Source organism: Arthrobacter sp. R4, from assembly GCF_051365025.1.
Classification (GTDB): domain Bacteria; phylum Actinomycetota; class Actinomycetes; order Actinomycetales; family Micrococcaceae; genus Arthrobacter.
This window is the reverse complement of the sequence record NZ_JBLWIJ010000024.1, coordinates 88,160-109,677: the sequence shown is the minus strand read 5'-3', so window position 1 is coordinate 109,677 and position 21,518 is coordinate 88,160. Positions and strand designations below refer to the sequence as shown.

The following is a 21,518-nucleotide window of genomic DNA, read 5'->3' as shown; positions in this document are numbered from 1 at the left end:
GTAAGGTGCGGCCCTCCCAGCGGAGCCGCAAGCGGGCAGGCTAAGGGCCTGCGTGTCCGCATGTCCCGTCTAGTTTGTGACCGAAGATGGCCGGACTCGTCGGATCGGTGAAACCGTCGGTGACAGCGATTATTGAGCGCAGTGTGCTTTGCTCCGAGTGGTTCCCATACCCGGGTGTGACGCCTGGCGGGTCGGCGACGTCTCCGAGCGGATGGTTGGCGAAGGCGTTGGCGTTGGCGCAGTCGTAGGATTCCACGAGAGGGTGAATCGTTGCTGTCGCCGTCGGTGCGAACCCTAGAGTTCCAACAAAAACGAGGACGGAAACCGCGAGGGATTTCCTGGTCAGAGTCATGTGCATTCCTCCTTAATTGTGGAAGCGCGAAGTGCGCTCCGAGCACAATTAAGCTCGCACTCACTCAACAATGCAATGGCCGCGGGTGGCCCCGGTATAGCCATGCCGGTGGCGAATTCCAGCTGTCAGGCGCACACCATCGAACGGACGCGGGAATAGCACGACCGTAGGCTTTGCAGCGGCGGAGCCAGGGAAGCACCCCGAACCAGAACCTGTGGACAGATGTCAGGTGTCATCGCCCATGCGTCCTCTTCAGATGTACAAAGACTCCGGTTCACCAGAAGCTGCTGCGCAAATATCGCCGCAGGCCGGCCCCGCAGAAGTCGCTTGCAGTGAATGTCAGAAGTCGTCTGCACTGCGATTGTGTGTCCGTAAGCGCCCTCAACGGGACAGCTCGTCGCAGGGGGCTCCCGTGCTGTCCCGGAGCGGGGCATGCTGATTCCCCGTTGACCGGGTGGGGCTGGCAGGACAGGCTGTGAGGACATCAAACCGTCATCGTCAGGCAAGCAGGGACTCGATGGATAAGACGCTTTGCAAGCGCTTGCGTTAATTGTTGAAATCGGCCTAGCATGAACGCATGACAGCTAGTGTGGAATCCGTCGCGGAGATGGCTGGAGTCTCTGTATCGACAGTCTCTCGTGCCCTGCGTTCCGTCCCTGGCGTGTCAGCCGCGACCCGCAAGCGCGTGCAGAATGCCGCCCGGCAACTGGGCTATTCGGCGTCTCCCGCTGCTTCGCGGCTTGCGACGGGCCGGACGCACGCTGTGGGCATTGTGGTGCCGGTCCTGGCGAAGTGGTTTTTCGGTAAGGTCATCGGTGAAGCAGCGCAGACCCTCCGGGAAGCCGGGTTTGACGTGCTCCTTTTTGAGCTGGCCACCCTTGCGCAGCGGGAGCGGTTCTTCGGTGGTGCGCACCTGCATGGCCGGACTGACGGGGTCATCATCATGGCGCTGCAGCCCACGAAGGACGAGTTGGAATCGCTCACTTCCCAGGGTCAGGCAGTGGCATTGCTGGGTGCGGAAGCACAGGGCATCGGATCGGTATCCGTGGACAACGTCGGGGCCGGGCGGGCTGCCGTGAGGCATCTGCTAAATCTCGGCCACGAACGGATCGCGTTCATCGGTATCCGTGATGAGGAAGGCAGCAACCTCGGCGGTGTACCTCCCTTGCAACGGCTCATGGGCTATAGGGAGGCACTGGCCGAAGTCGGAATGCCCCGGGACAGCAAGCTTGAACAGTTTGATGAGAACAGTGTCGCCGGGGGTGCCGCTGCCATGTCGCGGCTGCTTGTAGCGGAACAGGTCCCGACAGCGGCTTTTGTCGCCTCCGATGAGATGGCCTTCGGTGTTCTCAAAGTCCTCCGCAAAGCAGGTTTGGACGTTCCACGGGATTTCTCCGTGCTGGGGTTCGACAATCACGAGCTCTGTGACGTCGTGGACCTGACAACGATGGACCACGAAGTAGCCGAACAAGGACAGGACGCCGCCCGGATCCTCCTGGACATCCTGAATGGACGGCCCCCTGCCGCCCTCGTGCGTCCGGCTCGCCTGGTTGTGCGGGAGACCACCGCACCTCCCCGTGCCCTGCGCTCAACTACCAGCGCCCCAAATTCTCCTCATTCCGCCGGACACTCCGGCGCCCCCTGAAAGGAAACTTCATGCAATACCGCAAACTCGGCACCAGCGGCATGTACGTCAGCGCCATAGCACTGGGCAACTGGGCTACGCATGGCGAAACCGTGGACCAGGACCTCGCCACGGAATGCGTCCGCAAGGCGCTGGATCTGGGCATCACCACTTTCGACACCGCGGACGCTTATGCAGGCACCAAGGCCGAATCCATGCTCGGCGAAGCCCTGAAGGGAGTCCGCCGCGAAGGCGTGGAGATCATGACCAAGGCGTTCTTCCCCACGGGACCGGGCAAGAATGACCGCGGCCTGTCCCGCAAGCACGTCATGGAATCCGTCAACGGTTCGCTGAGGCGTCTGCAGACGGACTACGTGGACGTTTACCAGGCTCACCGGTACGACTACGAGACCCCGCTGGAGGAAACCATGGGGGCCTTCGCGGACATCGTCCATGCCGGTAAAGCCCACTACATCGGCGTGTCCGAATGGACCGTGGAAGAGATCCGCGCCGGCGCAGCGCTGGCGGCCGAACTGGGCATCCGGTTGGTGTCGAGCCAACCGCAGTACAACATGCTGTGGCGCGTGATCGAGCCCGAGGTAGTGCCCGTCTGCGAAGAACTCGGGATCACCCAGGTGTGCTGGTCACCGCTGGCCCAAGGCGTGTTGAGCGGCAAATACGGTGCTTCCACGGTTCCTGCCGGCAGCCGTTTCAGCGACGATGACGGCGGACTGAAGACCGAGCACAAGTTCATGCAGCCGGAGGTTCTGGAACGTGTGGAGAAGCTCAAGCCGATCGCCGAAGATCTCGGCGTGCCGTTAGCCACCCTGGCCGTGGCCTGGGTGTTGGCTAACCCGAACGTTTCCGCAGCGATTGTCGGCGCCAGCCGCCCCGAACAGCTCGACGACACAGTCAAAGCTGCCGAGCTGGTTCTAGAGCGCGAAACGCTTGAACTGATCGACGATACCCTTGGCGACGTCGTGGAGCGCGACCCTGCGAAGGTTGAATCTTTCCCGGAGCGGGTTTAGGCCGGGACCGCCACAACCCATGATCACCGAACTCCTGGCCCTCCGGGAAACGATCTCCCGGCTTTACGCACAGGCCACCGAACCTGAACCGGAGTCCTGCCCTGAAGACGAGATCTGCCGATACCTATAATCCGTGGTGGCTCGCAAACCAGTGGGGCCAAATATTACCGTCCGACCGGGGCCAAAAATACTTGACACAATCAGGCGAGGTGCGCTGGACGTAGCGGCACAGCTCGTCTACCTCCTCGTCGGAGGCATCATTCGTGGCTAACGGGAAAGTAGTTTCTCACCGTCTGGGCGTAGCTCCCCAGCGGGCGACACATGCCGTACAGAGTTTGGCGCGTGATGCCGAGTTCGGCACAAAGGTCGCTGACTTTCGTATCGGGCTGGCCCATTGATGCCAGGGCGAGACGAAGTTTCGCGGGGGTCATCTTGTAGGGGCGTCCGCCATTGCGGCCACGTGCCCGTGCCGAGGCCAGTCCGGCGAGGGTGCGTTCGGAGATGAGTTCACGTTCGAATTCGGCTAAGGCAGCGAAGATACCGAAGACGAGCTTTCCGGAGGCGGTGGTGGTGTCGATGGCGGCACCCTGCCCGGTGAGTACTTTGAGTCCGATCCCGCGTTCGGTCAGGTCATGGACGATGTTGACCAGGTGCCTTAAGTCCCGGCCCAGCCGGTCAAGCTTCCAGACAACGAGAGTGTCGCCGTCGCGCATCGCCTTGAGGCATGCGCTCAGCTCGGGTCTATCGTCCTTTTTCCCGGAGGCCTTGTCGTCGTAGAGTGAAGCCTGATCGATGCCGGCGGCCAGGAGTGCATCGCGCTGCAGGTCCGTCGTCTGGGAGCCGTCCGCTTTCGAGACGCGCATATATCCGACCAGCATCAGCATCTCCCTAGTTACTTATACGTTCGTTTAAGTGACTTCGCTCGCGAAGCTCGGGACCATCCACTCGGATGTCATTTTACCCGTCACTTATTTTATGTGCCGTAGACGGCCGGCCGGGTAGTTTGTGTGACAGGTATTCGGCTGGGATCCCGAGGTCGACCATTCTCTGATTCAGAGTATCCAGCGTGGCTGTATCGGTCCGGCCGTGGGTCGCGAAACTGAAGAGCGCCTGGGCTGTTTCGGGGTTATGGCGTGCGTCTTCGAGAGCCCGGTCCAGCGCTTCTTTGACCAACTCAAGGCCGCTAAGTTTTGCCGCGGTCTTCGGCTGGGGTCGCGTTTCCGGATCGACAAGCCGCTCAGGTTCCGGGAGGAAGAGATCCGAGGAGGTTCCGTAGCCCGGTAGGGTGCCTTCCTGCAACGCCTGGATGACGCGTGCTGCGCCGGTCAATAGGCTGCCCTGTTTGTTCCGCGGCAACTCTTCCAGCGCCTGCCATTTAGCGAGTCCTCCGCGAGCAGGCTCCCCGCATGCATCCCACATCGACTCGATAGCTGTCTTGCGTGCTCCCCACAAGGACAGCGGACAGCTCAGTTCATCGATGATGGTTCGCAGTAGCCGGAACCAGATGCCGGCGTGCACGGTGCGGCGCGGCAGCGCGACGGAGCCATCGTTTATTGCTTGCCCTGTCCTGCGGTCCATTTCCCGGACCGCTTCGCTTGCCGGGCGCGGCAGGGGGTCCTCTGTCTGCCAGACGAAATACTCGCCTGGGACGCCGGCGCAGTATTCCAACAGACAGCCGTGGTCAGGGCAGCTGAGCAGCAGGGGAAGCTGCCACAGCAGATTCAGCCCTTCTCTGGCAGGGTCGTCCAGGCACTGGGGGCAGGCCCGTGGATAGGGAATCTTGGGAATCCAGGGCCGCCAGCCCGGCACTATCCGCGGCGGGCGGACGCCGGGTTTCAGGAAAATGGAGAACTCATTGACGTACGTGTTGAATGCGGCCTCTTCAGGCTCGAGAGTGTCCAGCAGCCAAGGAATCCAGCCGGCCATGTTCATGCGGCTCAGGGTCTCGGACGGAACCCCTGTCCGCAGGCTCAGTTCCGTGAGCAATTCCCTGGGAGGGTCGAGGTCCAGGTCTGGTGGGCTCGTTCCGTTTCCGACGGCCGTCGATGTGAGGAGGTTCCTGGCATTCATGGAGTAACAGGCGGCGATACGGCCGAGCCAGGAGGTCATGGCTTCGCCGCGTATCGGTTCCGGGTGCAGCGGCCACCGGTCCGGCGGCCTCATGTTAGTTCGCGTTCGAACTGCCGGCGGCGCTCGGTCGGGCCCTGGTACGCGGCCAGGGACAAGGTGCGGTGATTGATCGCTTCCTCCCCGCTGTCGACGGCGACAACGGCGGCTTCAGTCAATAGCAATGTCAGTTCCCCGATAGTTCCTTCGCTGCGGGCGAGCAGATAGCGTGCCATATCGGCGGTGGCGATGGTCGAGGGGTTGCGCAGCGGAAAGGATGATCCAAAGCTGGCGAGCAGCGACAGGGCGGCGTCACCTTCCTGCCAGAGGGGTAGGACGACGGGTTCGAAGCGGTTTTCAAGCTGGTCATCTGATCGGATAGCCAGATATGCCTCACGGGTTCCGACCCCGACGAGAGGTACACGCAGTTCATTGCCCAGAAACCGCAAGAGGTTCAGGAATTCGCGCCTGGTACTGTCCCGTCCGGCGAGGACATTGTGCAGCTCGTCAATGACAAGCATCCTCACACCAACTTTGCGCAGCACAGATAGCGCGAGCACCTCCAGGTCCGCCAGCCGCTGACGGGGCAGCAGTGGCGCGCCCATTGCAGCGAGCAAGGCGGTGTAGAACCGGCTCACCGACGGCTCGGACGGCATCTGCACAATCAGCACTGGGATGGTTTCGCGGTCCGAGCCCGACTCGGCCGGATGACGGCGCCTGAACTTTTCGATGATCATGGATTTGCCATTGTTGGTCGGACCGATCAGCAGGAGGTTGGGCATCCGCTGCTTAGCAGGCCATTCATAGAAGGTCTCCAGTCGTGCCAGCGCATCCACCGCCCGCGGATATCCGATCCACCGGTCGGCCCGGATCCGTTGGATCCTTTCGGCGCCCGGCAGTCGGGCCAGGACCTGCGCGGACGGCTGCAGATGCCCAAGGTCAGGAACCGGATAGTCATCCACAGCTACCACTCCTCTATGTCCTCAAACGGCACAGCCATCGCCGAATCATCCGCGTCAGGGAGCATGCCGGGCGGCTCCGGCACCGCCGCAGCCGACGGGACCTTGAGATGCCCGCGGCGTTCGTTTTCGCGACGCGTTTTTCGCGTGTTCTTCTGGGCGGTGAGGGCAATGTCGCGCATCTGCCCGATCATGCGGAACAGGTCTTGTTCATCAACCTGGGCACGGCCGTGCCGGCGCAGCCGCTCCATTGCCTGGCGGTGCTCCCATAAAGTGACGGCCGGACGGGAAAGCGTGCGGTAAGGGACCTCAACATAAGCTCCGCCTGCAGGTTCCAACACCCAGATCCGGCTAATGTCCCGCGGGTCACGACGAATGATGAACTTTCCCAGCTGCCCGCGCCGGGCAATCCAAGGCTTCAGCGTGTTCGAGAAATAGTGCACGTGGTCAATAACGAACCCGGTCCGGGTAAGCGTGCGTCGGATAACCGGCAGGAAATCGATCAGAAAGGCTGTCGGGTTCGTGACCACGCGCGGGATTGCTGTCCCTGCTACGCCTTCGGCCCACCGCATGGCCGGCGTCTGGTGCAGGCCGCTGTGGATGCCGCCGTGATAGCGGGCAACTGCCAGCGTCAGCCACTTCTCCAGTTCCCGCAGCGTCAACGCCGCCATCTTCTCTGCGTCATACGAGCCCCGTTGGACCGGGTTGGAGAACGTTGTTCCCGGAAGCTCATGGACCATTGTCATCGCCGTGCCAATCACCCGCTCCACCACTCCCCCGTAGTGTGGACGGCCATGAGGCCTGAAATTGAGTCTGATGCCATGCTGCTCGCAGCCGCGCTTCAGCGCCTCACTTTTGAACTCCGCCGCGTTGTCCACGTACAACTGCTGGGGTTTTCCGCTCATTGGCCAGTCTGCCTGGACCCCGAGACTCTCCAACGAGGGGCGCTTGTCACTGCAGGTGTGCGCCAGGCACAAGCCCACCGAGACTGCCGAAGGAGGCTCCAAAGTGACCACCATCCCGACCAAACAACGACTAAACACATCAATCGCCACGGTCAGGTACGGGCGGCCAATCAGTGACCTGTCCCGTTCGTCAACGATCATCACGTCCACCACGGTGTGATCGACCTGCACCTGCCCCAGCGGAGCGGAGATTTCCGGGACGGCGCCACCGGCAGCCTGCAACGGGCGGGCACCCTCGGCGCCTTCCCTGCTTCGGGCAACCATCAACGGGTGCAGTCTCTCTACCCTGCGGGCCACCGTATTTCTCGCGGGTGCCGGCAAACCTCGCGCGCTGCACTCCCGCACAATGTCGCGGTGCACGGCCGCCAAACTGGGTTTTTGCTTCTTCAGGTAAGCCTTGCGGATCGTTTCGCGGATCATTGTCTCCGCCGACTCCGGCAAGCGACCGACCCCGCGTCCGCCTGTGGACCTGCCGGGCGCCAGATCCGTCAGCAGGCCGGAGCCCTGTCGGTACCTGTCGATCAAGACGTATACCTGCCGCCGCGATAGACCCAGCAGCTCCCCCGCAGCGTCAGCAGCAACGTGGGTGACGGCAGTCCTAGCTACCAGCGGGCCTATGACTTCAGCCTGTCGGCGTAGGCGCTCCCACGCTTCATCGGGCATGCTCAGCACGCCCTGCTCGAGGATCGGCGGCTCCTCGGCCGTCATAGGTGCCCACGTCCATGAAGATGCATCCTGGCCATGGTTGAGGTTAGTGCAGGGGTCTTCGGAAGAAAATACCTTGGGTGCAGAGGACTTCGGACAAGCCAATATCAACAGCCGGCTGCACCGGAGTATTGATCCCCTATGAGCCAGTGCAGACGACTTCGGAAACTGACATTCCGGAGGCATACCGAAGGTGCGTCAGAAACGGTCGTTTGTGACCATATGAACGTCCCTGCCATCCGACTGCTTTTGAACGTCCGGACTTTCGGTAACTGAGTAAGCTTCCGGGTCGACGGACGACATCGTCATCGAACACAGGCCACGGCCCGCACTTTCCGAGATATGGATCAAGGAGAAGAATGGAGCAACGACCATGAGCGAGAGCCTGGATTATCTGACCAGCCGCGAGGTCGAGGCGATAAATCTGGAGGAAATATGAGCGACTTGAGGCACCTGCCGGTTGGCACCCGTGTCCGGGTGGGCTTCGCGCTGATCTACGAAAAGGTGCCTGGCGGCATGTGGCGCAGCCGCAGGCGCAAGGCCTTGCATAACTGGATCACTGACGAGCAGTTGGTTGAAGTGCTCGTCGGGAAGGGCAAGGGGGCCGGGAAGACCTGACCCCCTACGAGCGACTCCGACATGGCCGAAACACAGGTGCAAAGCCAAGCCTTATGGTCCTTAAATTTGCCCCTCCCGCTGAAAGGGTCGTTTTTGGCCATGGCCAGGACGCGTTCGGCGGGCTAGGAGCAACGAGTTTCATAGACCCGGATGCCGTGGCGCAGTAGCCTTTCGTTCATGGCTGGCCAAATGAACAAACGCACTGCGGGAGCCTTACTGATTGCCGCGGGCACAGTCTGGATCATCAAAGCCATGGTCATTATTACGACGGGTCAGCAGCCGGACCTGCTCTTTCAAGCGGGCTTGATAATCTGCGCGCTAGCTCTATGCTTGCTTCTTTCCGGGATCCCAAGATCCCGGAAGCCTGTTGTAATAGTGGGGGCGATTGCTGCCGGCGCTAGCTTCGCCGCCACCGTTGCCGCGGGGGTGATGGAAATTGTCCCTGGCGCCCCGATTTCACGTGGTGATGAATTCGTCTTCCCGTACTCGGCTCTGGTGCTGCTTGGCGGAGTCGGAGTATTCATCGGAATGCTTGCCCTTGGATTGGCCTACTGCAACCCAGGCAGGCCATTTAGAAGGACCATGATCCCGTTATTCGCGGCCCTAGTGCCTGTACCGGCGGCTGTAACCGGGTTCATCCACGCAGAGCTTCCGATTCTTCTGATCGGACTTTCTTGGGCCACTGCCGGAGCGGCAGTTGCCGTTCGAGGAACCGAGAGCCTAGCCAGCACGGAGAGCGGTTTAGGCTGATCCGGTGGAAGACAAAGAATCACAACTGAACACGCTCATGCCCGGCTGGCGCGACGGCAGGACCCGCGGCCGCCCGCCCCGATCCCCCAACATCCGCCGCTGTTGAACGACGGCAAGTCCCTGAGCTGCACCCTCGCGTCCGGTCAGCGAACCTCAAGAGCCGGTCACTGACAACTGGACCCCGCGTGAGTAGCGTGGGGCCATGGGACTCATCTACGACGACCCCAAGCTGCCGGCGCTGACCCTCACGCGCATCGCCGCCGAGGAATCCGAAGGTCCCACAGAACTGACAGGACGCATGCACGCCTTCCCAGACGACCTGGTCCAGCGCAACGGAGCCTGACTGCTTGGCGTTGTTGGCTGGCGGCGCTGAAAGAGGCCGGTACCGCACTAGTACCACACCCACACTAGACCAGTACTAAATCGGGTCCCTTGTCTCGACACCGGTTCACATGAGGACCCGGCACCACATTGAAAGCGAGCAACTTCCATGGGGCCCACCAAACCAAACACCACTTCGGTGCGCCACTGTTACTGACACCACACTGATACCGCACAATGCCAGTGCGACACCAACACCACATCGGTACCACACTAATACCAGTGGAATGTCGGTGCTGCATCAACACCGCACTAGTACGACACCAGCACCACACTAATATCGGTACCACACCAGTACTGACACCACACTGATACCGCACAATGCCAGTGCGACACCAACACCACATCGGTACCACACTAATACCAGTGGAATGTCGGTGCTGCATCAACACCGCACTAGTACGACACCAGCACCACACTAATATCGGTACCACACCAGTACTGACACCACACTGATACCGCACAATGCCAGTGCGACACCAACACCACATCGGTACCACACTAATACCAGTGGAATGTCGGTGCTGCATCAGCACCGCACTAGTACGACACCAGCACCACACTAATATCGGTACCACACCAGTACTGACACCACACTGATACCGCACAATGCCAGTGCGACACCAACACCACATCGGTACCACACTAATACCAGTGGAATGTCGGTGCTGCATCAGCACCGCACTAGTACGACACCAGCACCACAACAATATCGGTACCACACCAGTACTGACCCCACACTAATACCGAACAATGCCAGTGCGACACCAAGACCACATCGGTACCACACTAATACCAAGTCGAGTTCCCGAGGCCACCCCTGCTCTTGGGCGGGGGAGGTGGCGGAGGCGCGACAGGGTCAGGGCTCAGGCCCCAGTGCGGGACCAACATTATGCCAACACCACATCAGTACCGCACTGGTACTACTACCACTTGGTCTCCAAAGCCCCCGGTACGGAGTGGCAGCAAGAACCACCCCGGGGCGCAGAGAGTCGGCAACGGGGGAGTGGACTCTCCTAATCAGACGAACCAGACCCGTATTTCTCTTCGAGAATCGGCCAGACCAACCGTTCGAGGACCTTCTGCTGGCTGATTTCCTCGATGAGGGCAGCGTTCCTCAGTAGATCCAGTTGTGAAGCGCTGGCCCGGAAGTTGATTCCGCCAACTTTGGGTTCGCGGTTGCGGACCTTCCACTCGGCCATGGCCGGAGCTAGGGCAGCCTTGACCTTCGCTGCGGAATTGCGCGCAGGTTCCTTCTGGGCAGCTTTGACTACCGGTGAAGCTTTGGGCGCCGGCTCAGGCGAAAGCTCAGTCTCCATAGCAGCAGGGGACTCGATCGCATCAGAAAGGTCGTTCAGCGGCGGAACCGCCGTGAGGGGCTTCTCAGCCATGGCCGCGAAGGCTTCGATGGCTTTCTCCGTCTGAACGTCCGTCCGGCTTCGTTTCGTTACTGCCATGCCAGGACCTCCGCCGTGAGCAGCTGGATTTCTGCCTTCGCTTTAGAGTCTTTCATTTCGACCACACCTAGGCCCTCGGACAGGCTGGACTGGTAGGCCTTACGTTCGTGAAGTCGCGTCGTGGCGACCCGAAGCTCAGGATAATCGGAGAGGTATGAATGGGCATCGTTCACCGAATCGGAGAAGACGTTCGTTGGTACCCGGTTCAGGACGGCCAATGCCTTCAGTTCCGGGTTGAAGTCCTTCGCCTGGTTGATGGTTACAACCAGCCCCTGAGTGGCATCCAAGTCCGGCTGAGTCGGCTGAATGGGCACCAGGATCATGTCGGCCGCGGTCATAGCGGTGCGCATTTCGGAACTGTCCTTACCGGGCGCATCCACGATGACAACGTCGTACTTCTTGTCCAAGTCCATGACGACCGCGCGCAGGTTGCCTGTCTGCTGGACAGTCGTGATGGGGGAGTGGCCCCCATCCACGCGGTCTTTGGCCCAATTGCTTGAAGTGAAAACAGTCGGGTCGGCCTCGACAATAATGACGTCTTTCCCGAGCGCGGTGAACTCCACTGCAATATTCGTGGCGACGGTGGATTTCCCCACACCGCCTTTCTGATGGGCTACGAGAATGATCATGGCAGGTACCGTCCTAGTATGGTGTCGGTGTGGTACCACTCTGGAGCCGTAAGGCCGCCAAACTGGTATGGACATGTAAGCAGTTGCCGTTGCCCGAACCGGGGGAGTGGCCCTTGCCGAGAGACGAAAAGTGCCATTACCGCGGGGAAACACCGGCAGTGAAGGTACCCAGAAATGAGACCGTCCCTGATAGGCCGGTCCCCGCAATCCAGCGGGCGCCTCCGCTGCTTTAGCTTCGAAGGTCGTGCGATTACGCGAGCCTTCTACTTTCACCATGATTCCGGAAAGGAGCACGGGAAACACGAAGGCGCGCCGGTCACTTGTACAGCGTCTGGGCGCCACACCGCAGCGAGGGAGTGAAAATATGGATTATCCGGGCCGTGAAAACGCCATATCGGAGAGCGACCAGTCATCAGGTGGGCCCTCGAACATTTCCCAGGGATAGTCTTCACCGGGGGAGAGTAGCTCCGCGACGGTATTGACGTTCTTGGACAACCACTCCTTCCAGAGGATCCGCTCGATTCGATACCTTTCCAGCTGGGCAGCCACGACTTCGAGCACACCGAAGTGCTCCGCTAGTTCTCTCAACGAAGTACTGTGCACAACGGACCACGCGCGGTCCTTTCTCCTTGTGATCAGCTTCCAGGCGGCCAAAACCTCCAGAGCCTCTGTTACCGCAGTGCGGGAAAGCTTTGTGGCATAGACCAACTCCATTGTCGGCAGGGGAGTGGCCGCCTGTTCCAAGGCCTCGTAAACGAAGGCCGCCGGCAAGCCCAATTCCCTGAATACCGGCCGTAGGGCATGAATCTTCCCTTTCCGCCAAGACAAATCTTCCGCTGCTGCCTTCACATCTTCGGGAATGGTCAGCATGTACAGATCCCCCTTGGTTCCACGACCCTGCTCCACCAGGGTCACCAGCGGGTCATTCTCAGATCTAAGGGCTCTAAGGTGTGACCCGACCGTTGTGTGATCAAGGCCGGTGGCCACAGCCAGGGACCGATCTCCAAACTCAACGAACCGAGACGCTGTCATATGGGCCGCCTCCCCCAGGGCCCTTAGAACCATTCGCCTGGCCAATCCTGTGCGGGACTCTTTGTAGCTGTGCTCTTTCAAGCGAAGGGCGTTGCGCCAAGTTCGGATGTAGCGGTGCTCGGTTTCAGGGTTCGAGGAGATCAGATTCCCCTTAGCCCCCAGGGGCTGTGTATTTGGCTGGCTTGTGGGGGATATACGTACGCTGTTATTTCCTTCCTTAGATCCTTGGTTTTTGCGCAAATACGCGATGGCACTGTCCCAGTCGCGTTTTAGAGACGGAAGCCGGTGCCTGGCTGCGTACCTGGCGTAGAACGAGGCCAGCCCTGGCCATACGCCCTGCAGGATTCGCCGTTCGACGTCGGCCAATTTCATGCCGGCGGCTGCCGCCCCGGTGATGATCGCTTGCCGCGCGTCAGAATCTGTGGCGTAGCGGTTGGCGTCGTAGAGACCCGTCAGGGCCATCTGCTGCATCGCACGGGACATGCGGCGTGAAAGGTGGGGTGACGGGGGTGCCTCTGCGGTATCCGGGGCGAAGGACTCTTCGAGGCGGACGGCCCGGACTGCGGCAATCTCTCGAGCCAGGTCGGCATTCATGGCGGCCCAGATCGTCGGACTATTTGGCCGGCGGGCTACGTCGTATGCCGTGGACAGGCTCATGGCGAGCTCCTGGTGGCCGCCTCGTTTGTGCGGGGAACCGGGGGTGCGCATGCAGCCGTGAAGAAGGTTCTGGTGCGGGGTTTTGTCCAAGCTGCGGTGTCGGTTGCCCAGGGCTTCGACCAGATCACGCGCTTCGGAGAAGGTGACGCGCTGTTCGAGAGGGACGTAAACGTGACGGCCACCGTTGGGGGAATAGTCCTCAATCCAGCGGGCCCCGCAGGAGTGCAACCAGGTCTGGAGCGCCCGGACATCTGCCTCAACCCAGTCGACACCGGCGACTGAAGAGTCGAAGTCAAGGAAGATCGCGGTGCATGTGCCGTCTTTGCCGAAGATTCGAACGGCAGCAGGAAGCGTCGGAAGAGCCTCCGTCAGAGACCGCTCGTGCTTGAGCGGGTAAGTCTTACCGGCGTCGCGGGAGAGCCGGACACGGGGCTGTCCAGCAAGGAGTGGGGTCAGTGCAGCCCACACTTGTGCGGGTTCGTTTTCCGGTTGCGACACGCCAGAACTCAACGATTCTGGCAGCGCATAGGCGCGCTGATGTACGATGGCTTTGTTCCTGTCAGAGGGAATGACAAAGGGCCAGTCCTGGCAGACTGGTTTCATAGCAATAAGAAGGAAGGCCTGTGAGGGTCAACCGTTCGACTTACGATCTGAGCGCCGGGAAGCAATCCAGAATGTAAGTCTCAATCTTCGTTGAAGGCCCGCCTAGTGCGGGCCTTCTTCTATTTATGAGGCCATACGGATAGGTAATTCCTCCTGGTGATGGAAGTGGTCCCGCATCGCTAAGTCTTCTTGGAGTGACCTCGCCAGAGCGGACGAGACGTAGTCGGAAACGCTCATGCCCTTTGCAGCGGCAACTTGCGCCACGTCTTCCGCCGTCTTTTCCTGCACGCGGAAGCCAATGTATTTGCGAAGTCCCTTGCTGGGTCGCCCGCGTCCACGATTGATTACTGCACTCATTGTTTCGTCCTTTGAATCTCGTCCAGCCGATCTGGGAAGCTGGCCTGGTTCATCGTTAGTGCTTCCACCGGTAAGCCCGTAATTTTGTTTACTGGATTTCCGGTTGATTCGAAGTTAGCACCAGAGCCGGAGGCATCCGGGTATTTGTTTACAGCTAACACTGGCGTGTCGCATTCGCCAGACTTACCGGGACATGCCGATCGACGCAGTACCCACTGCATCAAGGTCCTCCTCACTTGGCTTTGCCGAATCTAGCCAGCAGTGGCGGGGACCAAGTTCAGTCGGCGGGCTGTCACCCCGACCTTGACCCCTGGACACGGTAATGACTTGGCACGGTCAGCGGGCAGGGCCCATGATTTCGGCGAACACTAGTCCAGAGGCACCAGACCCTGCCCGAGATATTGGGAGGCTTTTCAGCTAACGCTAACGCGCGCATGCATTTGGTTGGCCAGCGCGTTCTTTGTCGTTCGTTGAGCGTGCCTGGAACATTGCGGAACTTGTCACATTCCCATGACGTGATAGCCACCATCGACGTGGATAATCTCGCCGGTTGTTGCGGGAAACCAGTCAGACAGCAGCGCAACCACAGCCTTGGCCACAGGCTTCAGATCAGTTCTATCCCAGCCCAGGGGTGCGCGGTTCTCCCAAACTCCTTCTGTACTCTCTATGCCGTCGATGGCTGCCACCGTGAAGTTGTCCAAAGGGCCGCACGCCACGAGGTTGGTTCGGATCTGCCGTGAGCCGAGGTGGTAGGCGAGATACCTGTTGGTGGATTCGTAGGTAGCCTTGGCAACGCCCGCCCAGCCGTAAATGGGCCATACCGGCGTGCCATCTAGGGTGACGCCCACAATGCTTGCCCCATCGCTAAGGACGGGGAGACAAGCCTTAGTGACCGCTTGGAGGGACACACCGGATACTTGAAGACTTGTCGCTAGGTCGTCCCATTCTGCGGTCATGAACCCAGAGCCAACAGCCTCGGGCTTACTGGCCGATATGCAGTGAATGACGCCGTCCAGTTTGTCTGCATGTTCCAGAATCTTGCTTTGGAGCGAGTCAAGATCGTCTTGGCTCGTAGCGTCCAGTTCGAGGACGGGACCGGGCGAGGGGAGCCGCTGAACGATTTTTTCAGTGATTTTCAAGCGGCGTCCGAATCCTGTGAAGATCAGGGATGCGCCCTCGCGTTGAGCAAGTTCCGCAACGGCGTATGCGATGCTGCGCTCCGTGAAGATGCCGGTAACGAGGATCGTCTTTCCATCCAGGATTCGCATTTATTCTCCTTTGCCGGCTGGTACGAGGCTCATCATGAGGTAGCGGCTATGGCCCGCTGTGGAACCGATCGGCGCTACCGCAACGGCAAACTCCTGCCATAGTTCGGCCGTGGTTCGGAGCCTCACACTTGTGGAGGATTCCGGTCCGACACGTCCGGCAGCAGCCTCTGCGAGATGATGCTCGATGCCGAACTTGTCGTCAGGGTGCGCAAGTGCCGCCAGGTTCCCCTCAAAATCCGGCTGAAGTCCAAAGTCAGCCCATCTGTTGGATGTTCGGAACGTCGCTTCCTGTTGCATGTCGATGGCAGCAAAGGCCCGATCGGCCGCCAGCGCGAACAGGGCTTCAGTTACCAGACCAGCCGAGACGGGAGAGAGCCCCGGTGTGATTACTTTCGTGGGCGAGTCCACTTCACGGCTGAAACCGCGCAGCATGATCGCCTCGGGATAATCGGGATCGTCGTAGGCTCTGGCCGACATGGCAATCTGCTTCTTACCCGGGTTAGGGCTTCCGGAGCCGTAGACGATCTCGTAGGAGAGCAGGTGCCTGCTGCGGTTGTTGACGGAGATGCCGCTGTCAATGACCAACTTGATCGTGTCCCTGTCCTTTGTGGAGATGAGTTTGGCCAACCATTCACCAGCTGGGCCGCGCTTGCTTTCGACAGTGGCAGGGTCTATCCCGTAGATATCAAAAAGGTTGGCGTCCCAAAGCGAGGAATCTTCGCCCACGTTTTTTCCGGTCTGCTTGTGGACCCGCCACTGCCATGTCCCCAGGAGAGGCGCATGGGGGACGGGATGGCCGGGGTGGTCGAAGATTCCGTAGGCACCCACAATTTGCTTACCGTCCGGGGATACGACGGGTTTGGCGACCACAGAAAATTCAGAAGCACCATAGCGGACGATGCCATCGAATGCCTGCCCGGACGAGAGTGCCGTCCGCAGTTTGTCGAGCAGAACGGTTCTGGTCCGTTCGTCCAGCCAATTCCTGGGGCTGATGCCCGGATGATTGTCGGCGCCGACAGCCAGGAGAGACACTCCGTCCTGTGTTGTATCCAGGACGACCCAGCGCCCCTTTGCATCGATCTCTTGCTTAGACACTGAAGGCCTTTCGTTCGTGCTGGCATGGGGTTTCTTTTGCTGACGGCGTTAACGGCTCACCAAAGAGCGAGCTGAGAGGAACGCCCAAGTGGATCCGCCCGTCAATGGATCTCAAAATTCCAGCCGCTTCGAGCTTGGAAATTTCATGAGTAACGACGGAGAGACAGATTTCTAGCCCCTCAGCGATTTCCTCTGGACGCTGCGGAACTCGAAGGAGGTTCAACGCGCGGAGAATCCGGAGAGCAGGAGTAGAAGCGGCGGCGCATACGGCACTAAGTGCATCAGGGTGCATGACTTTAAGCCCTAACAAATCGAGGGTTGGAAGCCAGCACACCACTGTCCAGCAGCACACTTGAGGTATGGGAAATAAAGGCCCAAGATCTCTTCGGGCCACTTTGGACCCTACCTGTAGAGTGCAAAGGTGGGCAAGTTTATCGTTGAGTCGCCAGTCGCATTTGTAGTCGGAGCATCCCGGGGGATTGGCAAGGCAACTGCCAGTCGATTTCTGGAAGAAGGCTACGTTGTAGCCGGCACACACCGGGGAAGCGGTGTCGGAGACGGTGTCCACGGAATCGAATGCGACGTTACCGATGCCGCATCTATGAAGGCAGCGTTCAAGGAAATAGCGGCCACCTTCGGCAGACTCGACACAGTCGTCTATAACGCCGGGGTGGCTCGTCAAGATCTTCTCATCCGAATGAGGAATGAAGACCTGCGGTCAGTTATGGAAACGAATCTGTTCGGCGCCTTCACCAGTGTCCAAGAATCCTTGAAATACATGGGCCGAGCTCGAAGTGGATCCATAGTGCTTATCTCCTCTGAGTCATCTCGGACCGGAATCCCTGGCTCCGCCCACTACACAGCGTCTAAGGCTGCCCTCGACGGCCTGGTGCGTTCTGCGATGTGGGAGGCTGGCCCTCGTGGCATCCGAATCAATGTGGTTGCCCCTGGCCCCACCCAGACCGACATGCTGGCCAAGATCGAAGACGCTGATTTAGAGCGGCTGATAGACAGTTCGCCGCTACGGCGGATAGCCGAGCCTGACGAGATTGCAGACGCGATCTTCAAGATCAGCACTCTGACGTACCTGACGGGCGCTCTCATCCCGGTCACAGGCGGCGAAGGCTTGGGCTACTAGCCTTCCAGAGGACGTTGCCCAGGCGCCGACTTCAAAAGGTCAATCCCAAGGAAGTCGTAGAGCGCCTTTGCCATCAGGTTGTACTTGTCCTTGTTGACTTGCCACCGGGTTGACCTGCCTACGCGCTCACCGCGCGGCGGATCCCCGATCAGGATGCCGAGGTCTTCAAGCTGATCGAGGTTTCTGCCCACAAGGCTGGTGTCCAGGGACAACTCCTTGATAAGGGTCGCCCGCAAAGTCGGCCCCTGGGTGTAGAGATATCCAACGATGGCCAATCGCGCCGGCGTGCTGATAACCCTCTGAGCCAGAAGGAGATCCTCTGACCAGTTCTCCTCTGGAAGGGCATATTTAGGCACGTTCCCCATTTTGCCCCCAAACAGCGTCATTTTCATATTTGGTCCGCCTTCATCAGCTCTGACATTCCTCTTATAAGCGTGTTTAATAAGCTCGTTAGTTCATTTAATGCACTCATCGTGTTACATTTTAGGCAATGATGAAGGCATTAAGCGAGTTCTCCCGCCCTGCTGAGCGTGGTTATCGCCGAGGGCGGGCTGACTCCTGGGACAGGAAACCTCTGAGGAGTGAGAACTTGTGACCGTCCGTCGCGTGCTGGCTGGGACATCGGTCTCGGTGCTTCTGACCTTTGGTCTTGTCACTGTCGTCCTTGACGACAGTGACACGGCCCATGCAGCTTCGGCGTGTAGCGCTCCTGCCGGTGTCGGCGCTGGACCCGCCCTTGTCGGGGGAGTGTCCGGCTTTGATGCTGAACAGTTGAAGAACGCACAGGCGATCATGAACGCGGCCAAGGACTTCGGTTTGCCTGTCGCTGCCCAACTGATTGGGATTCAGGCTGCGGTTAGTGAGTCCAATTTGCGTGCCATCGACTACGGTGACGGCGCTGGACCTGATTCACGCGGCCTGTTCCAGCAGCGTGCCAACGGTGCCTGGGGCTCCTACGAGGACCGGATGGACGCCACCATCTCGGCGACCAACTTCTTCAAGGCGCTCCAGCGCGTGGAGGGCTGGGAAGCCCTGGAACCAACCATTGCGATCCATCGCGTGCAGCGGAATGCTGATCCGAACCATTACACCCGGTTCCGCGCCCAAGCCACGGAGGTCTTCAAAGCCTTGGGTGGGGAGGCTGGCACAGCTATTGATCCTTCGGGCATTTGCCCGGCAGGGGGCAATGAAATTATCGGGGACCTCGCTGGCGAATGGGTAAAACCGATGACCGATGCCATCAATACCAGCGGTTACGGGCCCCGCCCGGCGCCGTCGGGCACGGCCGGGGGAGTGCTGGCTAACTTCCACTACGGCATCGACTTTGCACACCCCGGAGGCCCCGGGACGATCGTGGCTATCACGGACATGAAAATCATCAAGGTCCGCCACCTGGACGGTCTCTTCGGCACCGGCGTGACCGGCCAGACCGTGGATGGGAAGCTCACCATCGGCATGTACCACATGGAGGCCGGCTCGGTCCGGGTCAAAGAGGGCGACACTGTCGCCGCCGGAACTCCGCTCGGAACCGAGGGCGCGACAGGCAACGTCACGGGCAGGCACCTGCACATGGAGTTCTTCGCCGGGACGCTACCCAATCCCATGGTTCCGGTCAATCCCACCATCGACCCGACACCGATCCTGAAAGAGAAAGGCATTCTCTGATGCGCAGGAAACCCGCCATCACGGCAGCACTGGCAGCAGCACTCTGCCTGAGTGCCTGCGCTACAGGCCCCGGCAACAAACCGGCAGCCCAGTCCACACCCACCGCCAGCATCGGGCAGAACAGCCCCGGCCGCGACGAGGGCCACGACCACGGCGCGGAAGAACACTACGGTGTCCCGGACGTGACCTGGGATCCTGCAGCCGAGACTGCAGTCAAAGACACAGCCAGCACGGTGATGGGCCTGTTCGCCCGCCCCGACGTCCCCGAAGCGGCCTGGTACTCCCAGCTCGCCCCCTACCTGGCACCGGAGTACGCAGAAGATGCGAAGTACATCGACCCGGCCCGCGTGCCGATCCGGAGCGTCACTGACGGCCCGGCAATCACCAGGGAGGCCGGTAACCCGCTGACCGCCACCGCAACGTTCTCAACCGATGCAGGTAATTGGCAGATCCTCCTGCACCGTTCCGGGCAACAGCAGCCCTGGCTGGTGACAGCTATTTCCCCTCACAACCCGGCCTGAGACCACACCTCCCAAACACGATCGATCCCGAAACGAGCGAGAGGAACCAATCTGATGAGCACTAACTGGCAGGGGAGCGAACGGAAAACCCGCGCACCCATCAGCCTTACTGAGCCGCCGCCCGACGAACCAGCAGCAACCTCGGCGGTCATCCACGCCGTACCGGACGTCCAGACGCCAGCTGAGCCACAGCCCCGGCAGCCAGGGACGGACCAGAGTGATGCTCCGCTGGTCAGTGGCCGCCGGAGCGCAGCAGTCCTGCGCAAGGAGAACGTGAACGACCAGCTGCCGCCTGTTACCGGCTGGCAGGCGTTCCTCCGCGCGGTGAGCTTTGGCCTGATCAGTCCGAAGGTCGGCCCAACCGAGCTCGCCCGCCGGGCGGACCTGTCCGCGATCCAGCGCGTGTACTCACGACCGATGCAGATCATGGTCGCCCAACCTCTTGGGGGCGTTGGAAAAACGATGTGCAGCGTTGGTTTGGGCTCGACGTTCGGGATTCATTCCGGCCAGCAGACGCTGGTTTGGGATAACAACGAGATGATGGGCACCGCCGGGGTCCGGACCAACGCGAACGATTCCACCCGGACTGTCTGGGACCTGCTCAACGTCCTGGAATCCTTCGAGACGGTCACAGCCCGCAAGGGCGAGCTCTCCTATTACACGCGCCACCAGGGGAACAACCAGTTCTCCGTCCTGGTCGCAGACGAGGACGCAGACCGGATGAAGTCCATCGGCGCCGACGAGTTCAACCGCATCCACACAGTCGTCAGCCGCTTCTACGACACCATCATTGTGGACACCGGTAACAACACCCGCTCCGCGAACTGGCTGGCCTCCATCGAAGTCACTGACCAGCTCGTGATCCCCACGACGTTAAAGCGCAACGCCGTTGTATCAGCGCTGCGGATGATCGAACAGCTTGAATCCATGTCCGAGCGGACCGGCAACCCGCACTACAAGGACCTGGTGACCAACGCGGTCGTCCTGGTTACACACGGTGGGGGAGCGCGGGTCTCCTCCGCCGAGCAGGCAGAGCTTCGGGAGAACCTCGCTTCCGCGGTGCGGGTCCTGATCGATATCCCCTACGACGGGGCACTGGATACCGGCTCGATCATCGACTGGCAGCTCGTTGGAGACCCGGCCCGACGCGCTTTCGAGCGTGCATCGGCCGAAATCGCCGCGGGGCTCCTGTCCACCGACCATAAGCGCACCTCGATGACCAAGACCACCAACTGATAGGACCAACAGCCATGTTCAACACCCTCCGCAACGAAATCATCATCCGCACCGCGATCGAGAACCCATTGGACGGAGTGACGCCCAAGCTCGACGTCTTCGGCGTGAAGTTTGAAGGAGCCACCCAACTGATCCTTGCGGGCATCTGGGCCCTCGCCCTTGTGCTCGTCGCTGCCAAGTTCCTCTGGAACATCGCCAAATGGGGCCTTGCCAAGGACCGTGGTCACTCGGACGACATCTCGGAAGGCGCCGCGGGAGCCAAGAAGAGCGGCATCGCCTTCGGCGCCCTGGCTGGTGCCAGTGTCATCCTCGGCGGCATCCTCTTCTTGGCAAGCACTGCGGGGGCCTGACCCATGCGGAAGCACTGGAAAG

21 protein-coding genes and 1 pseudogene are annotated in these 21,518 nt (G+C 60.4%); 10 read left to right on the top strand and 12 right to left on the bottom strand.

The annotated features are described in order from the left end of the window. Window positions 1-40: 40 nt before the first annotated feature. Window positions 41-352 carry a hypothetical protein gene (locus ACLKOZ_RS15880; protein ID WP_436476386.1) on the bottom strand — a complete coding sequence of 104 codons (312 nt, stop codon included), beginning with the start codon at window positions 350-352 and terminating at the stop codon, window positions 41-43. A gap of 577 nt (window positions 353-929) precedes the next feature. Here ACLKOZ_RS15880 and ACLKOZ_RS15875 point away from each other — a divergent pair. Together ACLKOZ_RS15875 and ACLKOZ_RS15870 are read left to right on the top strand one after the other, a co-directional pair. After that, complete coding sequence (locus ACLKOZ_RS15875; protein WP_436476384.1) at window positions 930-1,997, top strand: LacI family DNA-binding transcriptional regulator; 1,068 nt, start codon at window positions 930-932, stop codon at window positions 1,995-1,997. An 11-nt stretch (window positions 1,998-2,008) separates the two neighbouring features. Further along, window positions 2,009-3,004 (top strand): aldo/keto reductase family protein, encoded by a 996-nt coding sequence (locus ACLKOZ_RS15870; protein ID WP_436476382.1) that lies wholly within the window; start codon window positions 2,009-2,011, stop codon window positions 3,002-3,004. Window positions 3,005-3,271: 267 nt separating this feature from the next. Here the strand turns inward: ACLKOZ_RS15870 and ACLKOZ_RS15865 are convergent. The 4 genes and pseudogenes from ACLKOZ_RS15865 to ACLKOZ_RS15850 form a co-directional block, all read right to left on the bottom strand. Next, window positions 3,272-3,882 (bottom strand): annotated as a pseudogene (locus ACLKOZ_RS15865) (recombinase family protein). Window positions 3,883-3,961: 79 nt separating this feature from the next. After that, window positions 3,962-5,167, bottom strand: a complete 1,206-nt coding sequence (locus ACLKOZ_RS15860; protein ID WP_436476380.1) for a TniQ family protein — start codon at window positions 5,165-5,167, stop codon at window positions 3,962-3,964. Beyond that, window positions 5,164-6,072: a TniB family NTP-binding protein gene (locus ACLKOZ_RS15855; protein WP_436476378.1), complete on the bottom strand. Its 909-nt coding sequence runs from the start codon at window positions 6,070-6,072 to the stop codon at window positions 5,164-5,166. The genes ACLKOZ_RS15860 and ACLKOZ_RS15855 overlap by 4 nt, the downstream gene beginning before the upstream one ends. A gap of 2 nt (window positions 6,073-6,074) precedes the next feature. Then, on the bottom strand, window positions 6,075-7,742 hold the full coding sequence (locus tag ACLKOZ_RS15850; protein WP_436476376.1) for a transposase: 1,668 nt from the start codon (window positions 7,740-7,742) through the stop codon (window positions 6,075-6,077). Between the two features lie 432 nt (window positions 7,743-8,174). On the opposite strand from ACLKOZ_RS15850, the gene ACLKOZ_RS15845 reads away from it, so the two are divergent. The 3 genes from ACLKOZ_RS15845 to ACLKOZ_RS15835 all read left to right on the top strand — a co-directional run bounded on the left by ACLKOZ_RS15845 (window position 8,175) and on the right by ACLKOZ_RS15835 (window position 9,450). Further along, a complete protein-coding gene (locus ACLKOZ_RS15845) occupies window positions 8,175-8,357 on the top strand; it encodes a hypothetical protein (protein ID WP_376044950.1) in 183 nt (60 codons plus the stop codon). 189 nt (window positions 8,358-8,546) lie between these two features. Next, entirely contained in the window at window positions 8,547-9,107 is a 561-nt protein-coding gene (locus tag ACLKOZ_RS15840) for a hypothetical protein (protein WP_376044951.1), read from the top strand. 202 nt (window positions 9,108-9,309) lie between these two features. After that, window positions 9,310-9,450, top strand: coding sequence for a hypothetical protein (locus ACLKOZ_RS15835; protein ID WP_436476374.1), 141 nt, complete (start codon window positions 9,310-9,312; stop codon window positions 9,448-9,450). Window positions 9,451-10,504: 1,054 nt separating this feature from the next. Here ACLKOZ_RS15835 and ACLKOZ_RS15830 read toward each other — a convergent pair. The 6 genes from ACLKOZ_RS15830 to ACLKOZ_RS15805 form a co-directional block, all read right to left on the bottom strand. After that, window positions 10,505-10,945, bottom strand: a complete 441-nt coding sequence (locus ACLKOZ_RS15830) for a hypothetical protein (RefSeq protein ID WP_436476372.1) — start codon at window positions 10,943-10,945, stop codon at window positions 10,505-10,507. After that, on the bottom strand, window positions 10,936-11,574 hold the full coding sequence (locus ACLKOZ_RS15825) for an AAA family ATPase (RefSeq protein WP_376044954.1): 639 nt from the start codon (window positions 11,572-11,574) through the stop codon (window positions 10,936-10,938). The genes ACLKOZ_RS15830 and ACLKOZ_RS15825 overlap by 10 nt, the downstream gene beginning before the upstream one ends. A gap of 369 nt (window positions 11,575-11,943) precedes the next feature. Continuing rightward, window positions 11,944-13,866 (bottom strand): MarR family transcriptional regulator, encoded by a 1,923-nt coding sequence (locus tag ACLKOZ_RS15820; RefSeq protein WP_436476370.1) that lies wholly within the window; start codon window positions 13,864-13,866, stop codon window positions 11,944-11,946. 123 nt (window positions 13,867-13,989) lie between these two features. Beyond that, entirely contained in the window at window positions 13,990-14,223 is a 234-nt protein-coding gene (locus ACLKOZ_RS15815) for a hypothetical protein (protein ID WP_376044956.1), read from the bottom strand. A 500-nt stretch (window positions 14,224-14,723) separates the two neighbouring features. Continuing rightward, window positions 14,724-15,491, bottom strand: a complete 768-nt coding sequence (fabI, locus tag ACLKOZ_RS15810) for an enoyl-ACP reductase FabI (protein ID WP_376044957.1) — start codon at window positions 15,489-15,491, stop codon at window positions 14,724-14,726. Further along, complete coding sequence (locus ACLKOZ_RS15805; RefSeq protein WP_436476368.1) at window positions 15,492-16,586, bottom strand: hypothetical protein; 1,095 nt, start codon at window positions 16,584-16,586, stop codon at window positions 15,492-15,494. It lies immediately after the preceding gene. Window positions 16,587-17,007: 421 nt separating this feature from the next. On the opposite strand from ACLKOZ_RS15805, the gene ACLKOZ_RS15800 reads away from it, so the two are divergent. Beyond that, window positions 17,008-17,724, top strand: coding sequence for an SDR family NAD(P)-dependent oxidoreductase (locus tag ACLKOZ_RS15800; RefSeq protein ID WP_376044959.1), 717 nt, complete (start codon window positions 17,008-17,010; stop codon window positions 17,722-17,724). Here the strand turns inward: ACLKOZ_RS15800 and ACLKOZ_RS15795 are convergent. Next, on the bottom strand, window positions 17,721-18,116 hold the full coding sequence (locus tag ACLKOZ_RS15795) for an ArsR family transcriptional regulator (RefSeq protein WP_376044960.1): 396 nt from the start codon (window positions 18,114-18,116) through the stop codon (window positions 17,721-17,723). The two genes, ACLKOZ_RS15800 and ACLKOZ_RS15795, sit on opposite strands and share 4 nt — an antisense overlap. Before the next feature lie 379 nt (window positions 18,117-18,495). On the opposite strand from ACLKOZ_RS15795, the gene ACLKOZ_RS15790 reads away from it, so the two are divergent. Genes ACLKOZ_RS15790 through ACLKOZ_RS15775 form a run of 4 tightly spaced genes read left to right on the top strand, consistent with a single transcriptional unit; the run spans window position 18,496 to window position 21,496 of the window. Continuing rightward, window positions 18,496-19,389, top strand: a complete 894-nt coding sequence (locus tag ACLKOZ_RS15790; RefSeq protein WP_436476365.1) for a M23 family metallopeptidase — start codon at window positions 18,496-18,498, stop codon at window positions 19,387-19,389. Further along, window positions 19,389-19,910: a hypothetical protein gene (locus ACLKOZ_RS15785; RefSeq protein WP_436476363.1), complete on the top strand. Its 522-nt coding sequence runs from the start codon at window positions 19,389-19,391 to the stop codon at window positions 19,908-19,910. The genes ACLKOZ_RS15790 and ACLKOZ_RS15785 overlap by 1 nt, the downstream gene beginning before the upstream one ends. A gap of 54 nt (window positions 19,911-19,964) precedes the next feature. Further along, window positions 19,965-21,146 (top strand): AAA family ATPase, encoded by a 1,182-nt coding sequence (locus ACLKOZ_RS15780; RefSeq protein WP_436476361.1) that lies wholly within the window; start codon window positions 19,965-19,967, stop codon window positions 21,144-21,146. A gap of 14 nt (window positions 21,147-21,160) precedes the next feature. Next, window positions 21,161-21,496, top strand: a complete 336-nt coding sequence (locus ACLKOZ_RS15775) for a hypothetical protein (RefSeq protein WP_376044964.1) — start codon at window positions 21,161-21,163, stop codon at window positions 21,494-21,496. The last annotated feature ends 22 nt before the right edge of the window (window positions 21,497-21,518 follow it).

What these genes read in the sequence shown, in the direction of transcription:
- ACLKOZ_RS15815 (WP_376044956.1), bottom strand. Translation starts at nt 14,223, where the DNA reads ATGAGTGCAGTAATCAATCGTGGACGCGGGCGACCCAGCAAGGGACTT.
- ACLKOZ_RS15830 (WP_436476372.1), bottom strand. Translation starts at nt 10,945, where the DNA reads ATGGCAGTAACGAAACGAAGCCGGACGGACGTTCAGACGGAGAAAGCC.
- ACLKOZ_RS15850 (WP_436476376.1), bottom strand. Translation starts at nt 7,742, where the DNA reads ATGACGGCCGAGGAGCCGCCGATCCTCGAGCAGGGCGTGCTGAGCATG.
- ACLKOZ_RS15880 (WP_436476386.1), bottom strand. Translation starts at nt 352, where the DNA reads ATGACTCTGACCAGGAAATCCCTCGCGGTTTCCGTCCTCGTTTTTGTT.
- fabI (WP_376044957.1), bottom strand. Translation starts at nt 15,491, where the DNA reads ATGCGAATCCTGGATGGAAAGACGATCCTCGTTACCGGCATCTTCACG.
- ACLKOZ_RS15780 (WP_436476361.1), top strand. Translation starts at nt 19,965, where the DNA reads ATGAGCACTAACTGGCAGGGGAGCGAACGGAAAACCCGCGCACCCATC.
- ACLKOZ_RS15795 (WP_376044960.1), bottom strand. Translation starts at nt 18,116, where the DNA reads ATGAAAATGACGCTGTTTGGGGGCAAAATGGGGAACGTGCCTAAATAT.
- ACLKOZ_RS15820 (WP_436476370.1), bottom strand. Translation starts at nt 13,866, where the DNA reads ATGAAACCAGTCTGCCAGGACTGGCCCTTTGTCATTCCCTCTGACAGG.
- ACLKOZ_RS15870 (WP_436476382.1), top strand. Translation starts at nt 2,009, where the DNA reads ATGCAATACCGCAAACTCGGCACCAGCGGCATGTACGTCAGCGCCATA.
- ACLKOZ_RS15860 (WP_436476380.1), bottom strand. Translation starts at nt 5,167, where the DNA reads ATGAGGCCGCCGGACCGGTGGCCGCTGCACCCGGAACCGATACGCGGC.
- ACLKOZ_RS15775 (WP_376044964.1), top strand. Translation starts at nt 21,161, where the DNA reads ATGTTCAACACCCTCCGCAACGAAATCATCATCCGCACCGCGATCGAG.
- ACLKOZ_RS15875 (WP_436476384.1), top strand. Translation starts at nt 930, where the DNA reads ATGACAGCTAGTGTGGAATCCGTCGCGGAGATGGCTGGAGTCTCTGTA.
- ACLKOZ_RS15840 (WP_376044951.1), top strand. Translation starts at nt 8,547, where the DNA reads ATGAACAAACGCACTGCGGGAGCCTTACTGATTGCCGCGGGCACAGTC.
- ACLKOZ_RS15785 (WP_436476363.1), top strand. Translation starts at nt 19,389, where the DNA reads ATGCGCAGGAAACCCGCCATCACGGCAGCACTGGCAGCAGCACTCTGC.
- ACLKOZ_RS15835 (WP_436476374.1), top strand. Translation starts at nt 9,310, where the DNA reads ATGGGACTCATCTACGACGACCCCAAGCTGCCGGCGCTGACCCTCACG.
- ACLKOZ_RS15845 (WP_376044950.1), top strand. Translation starts at nt 8,175, where the DNA reads ATGAGCGACTTGAGGCACCTGCCGGTTGGCACCCGTGTCCGGGTGGGC.
- ACLKOZ_RS15825 (WP_376044954.1), bottom strand. Translation starts at nt 11,574, where the DNA reads ATGATCATTCTCGTAGCCCATCAGAAAGGCGGTGTGGGGAAATCCACC.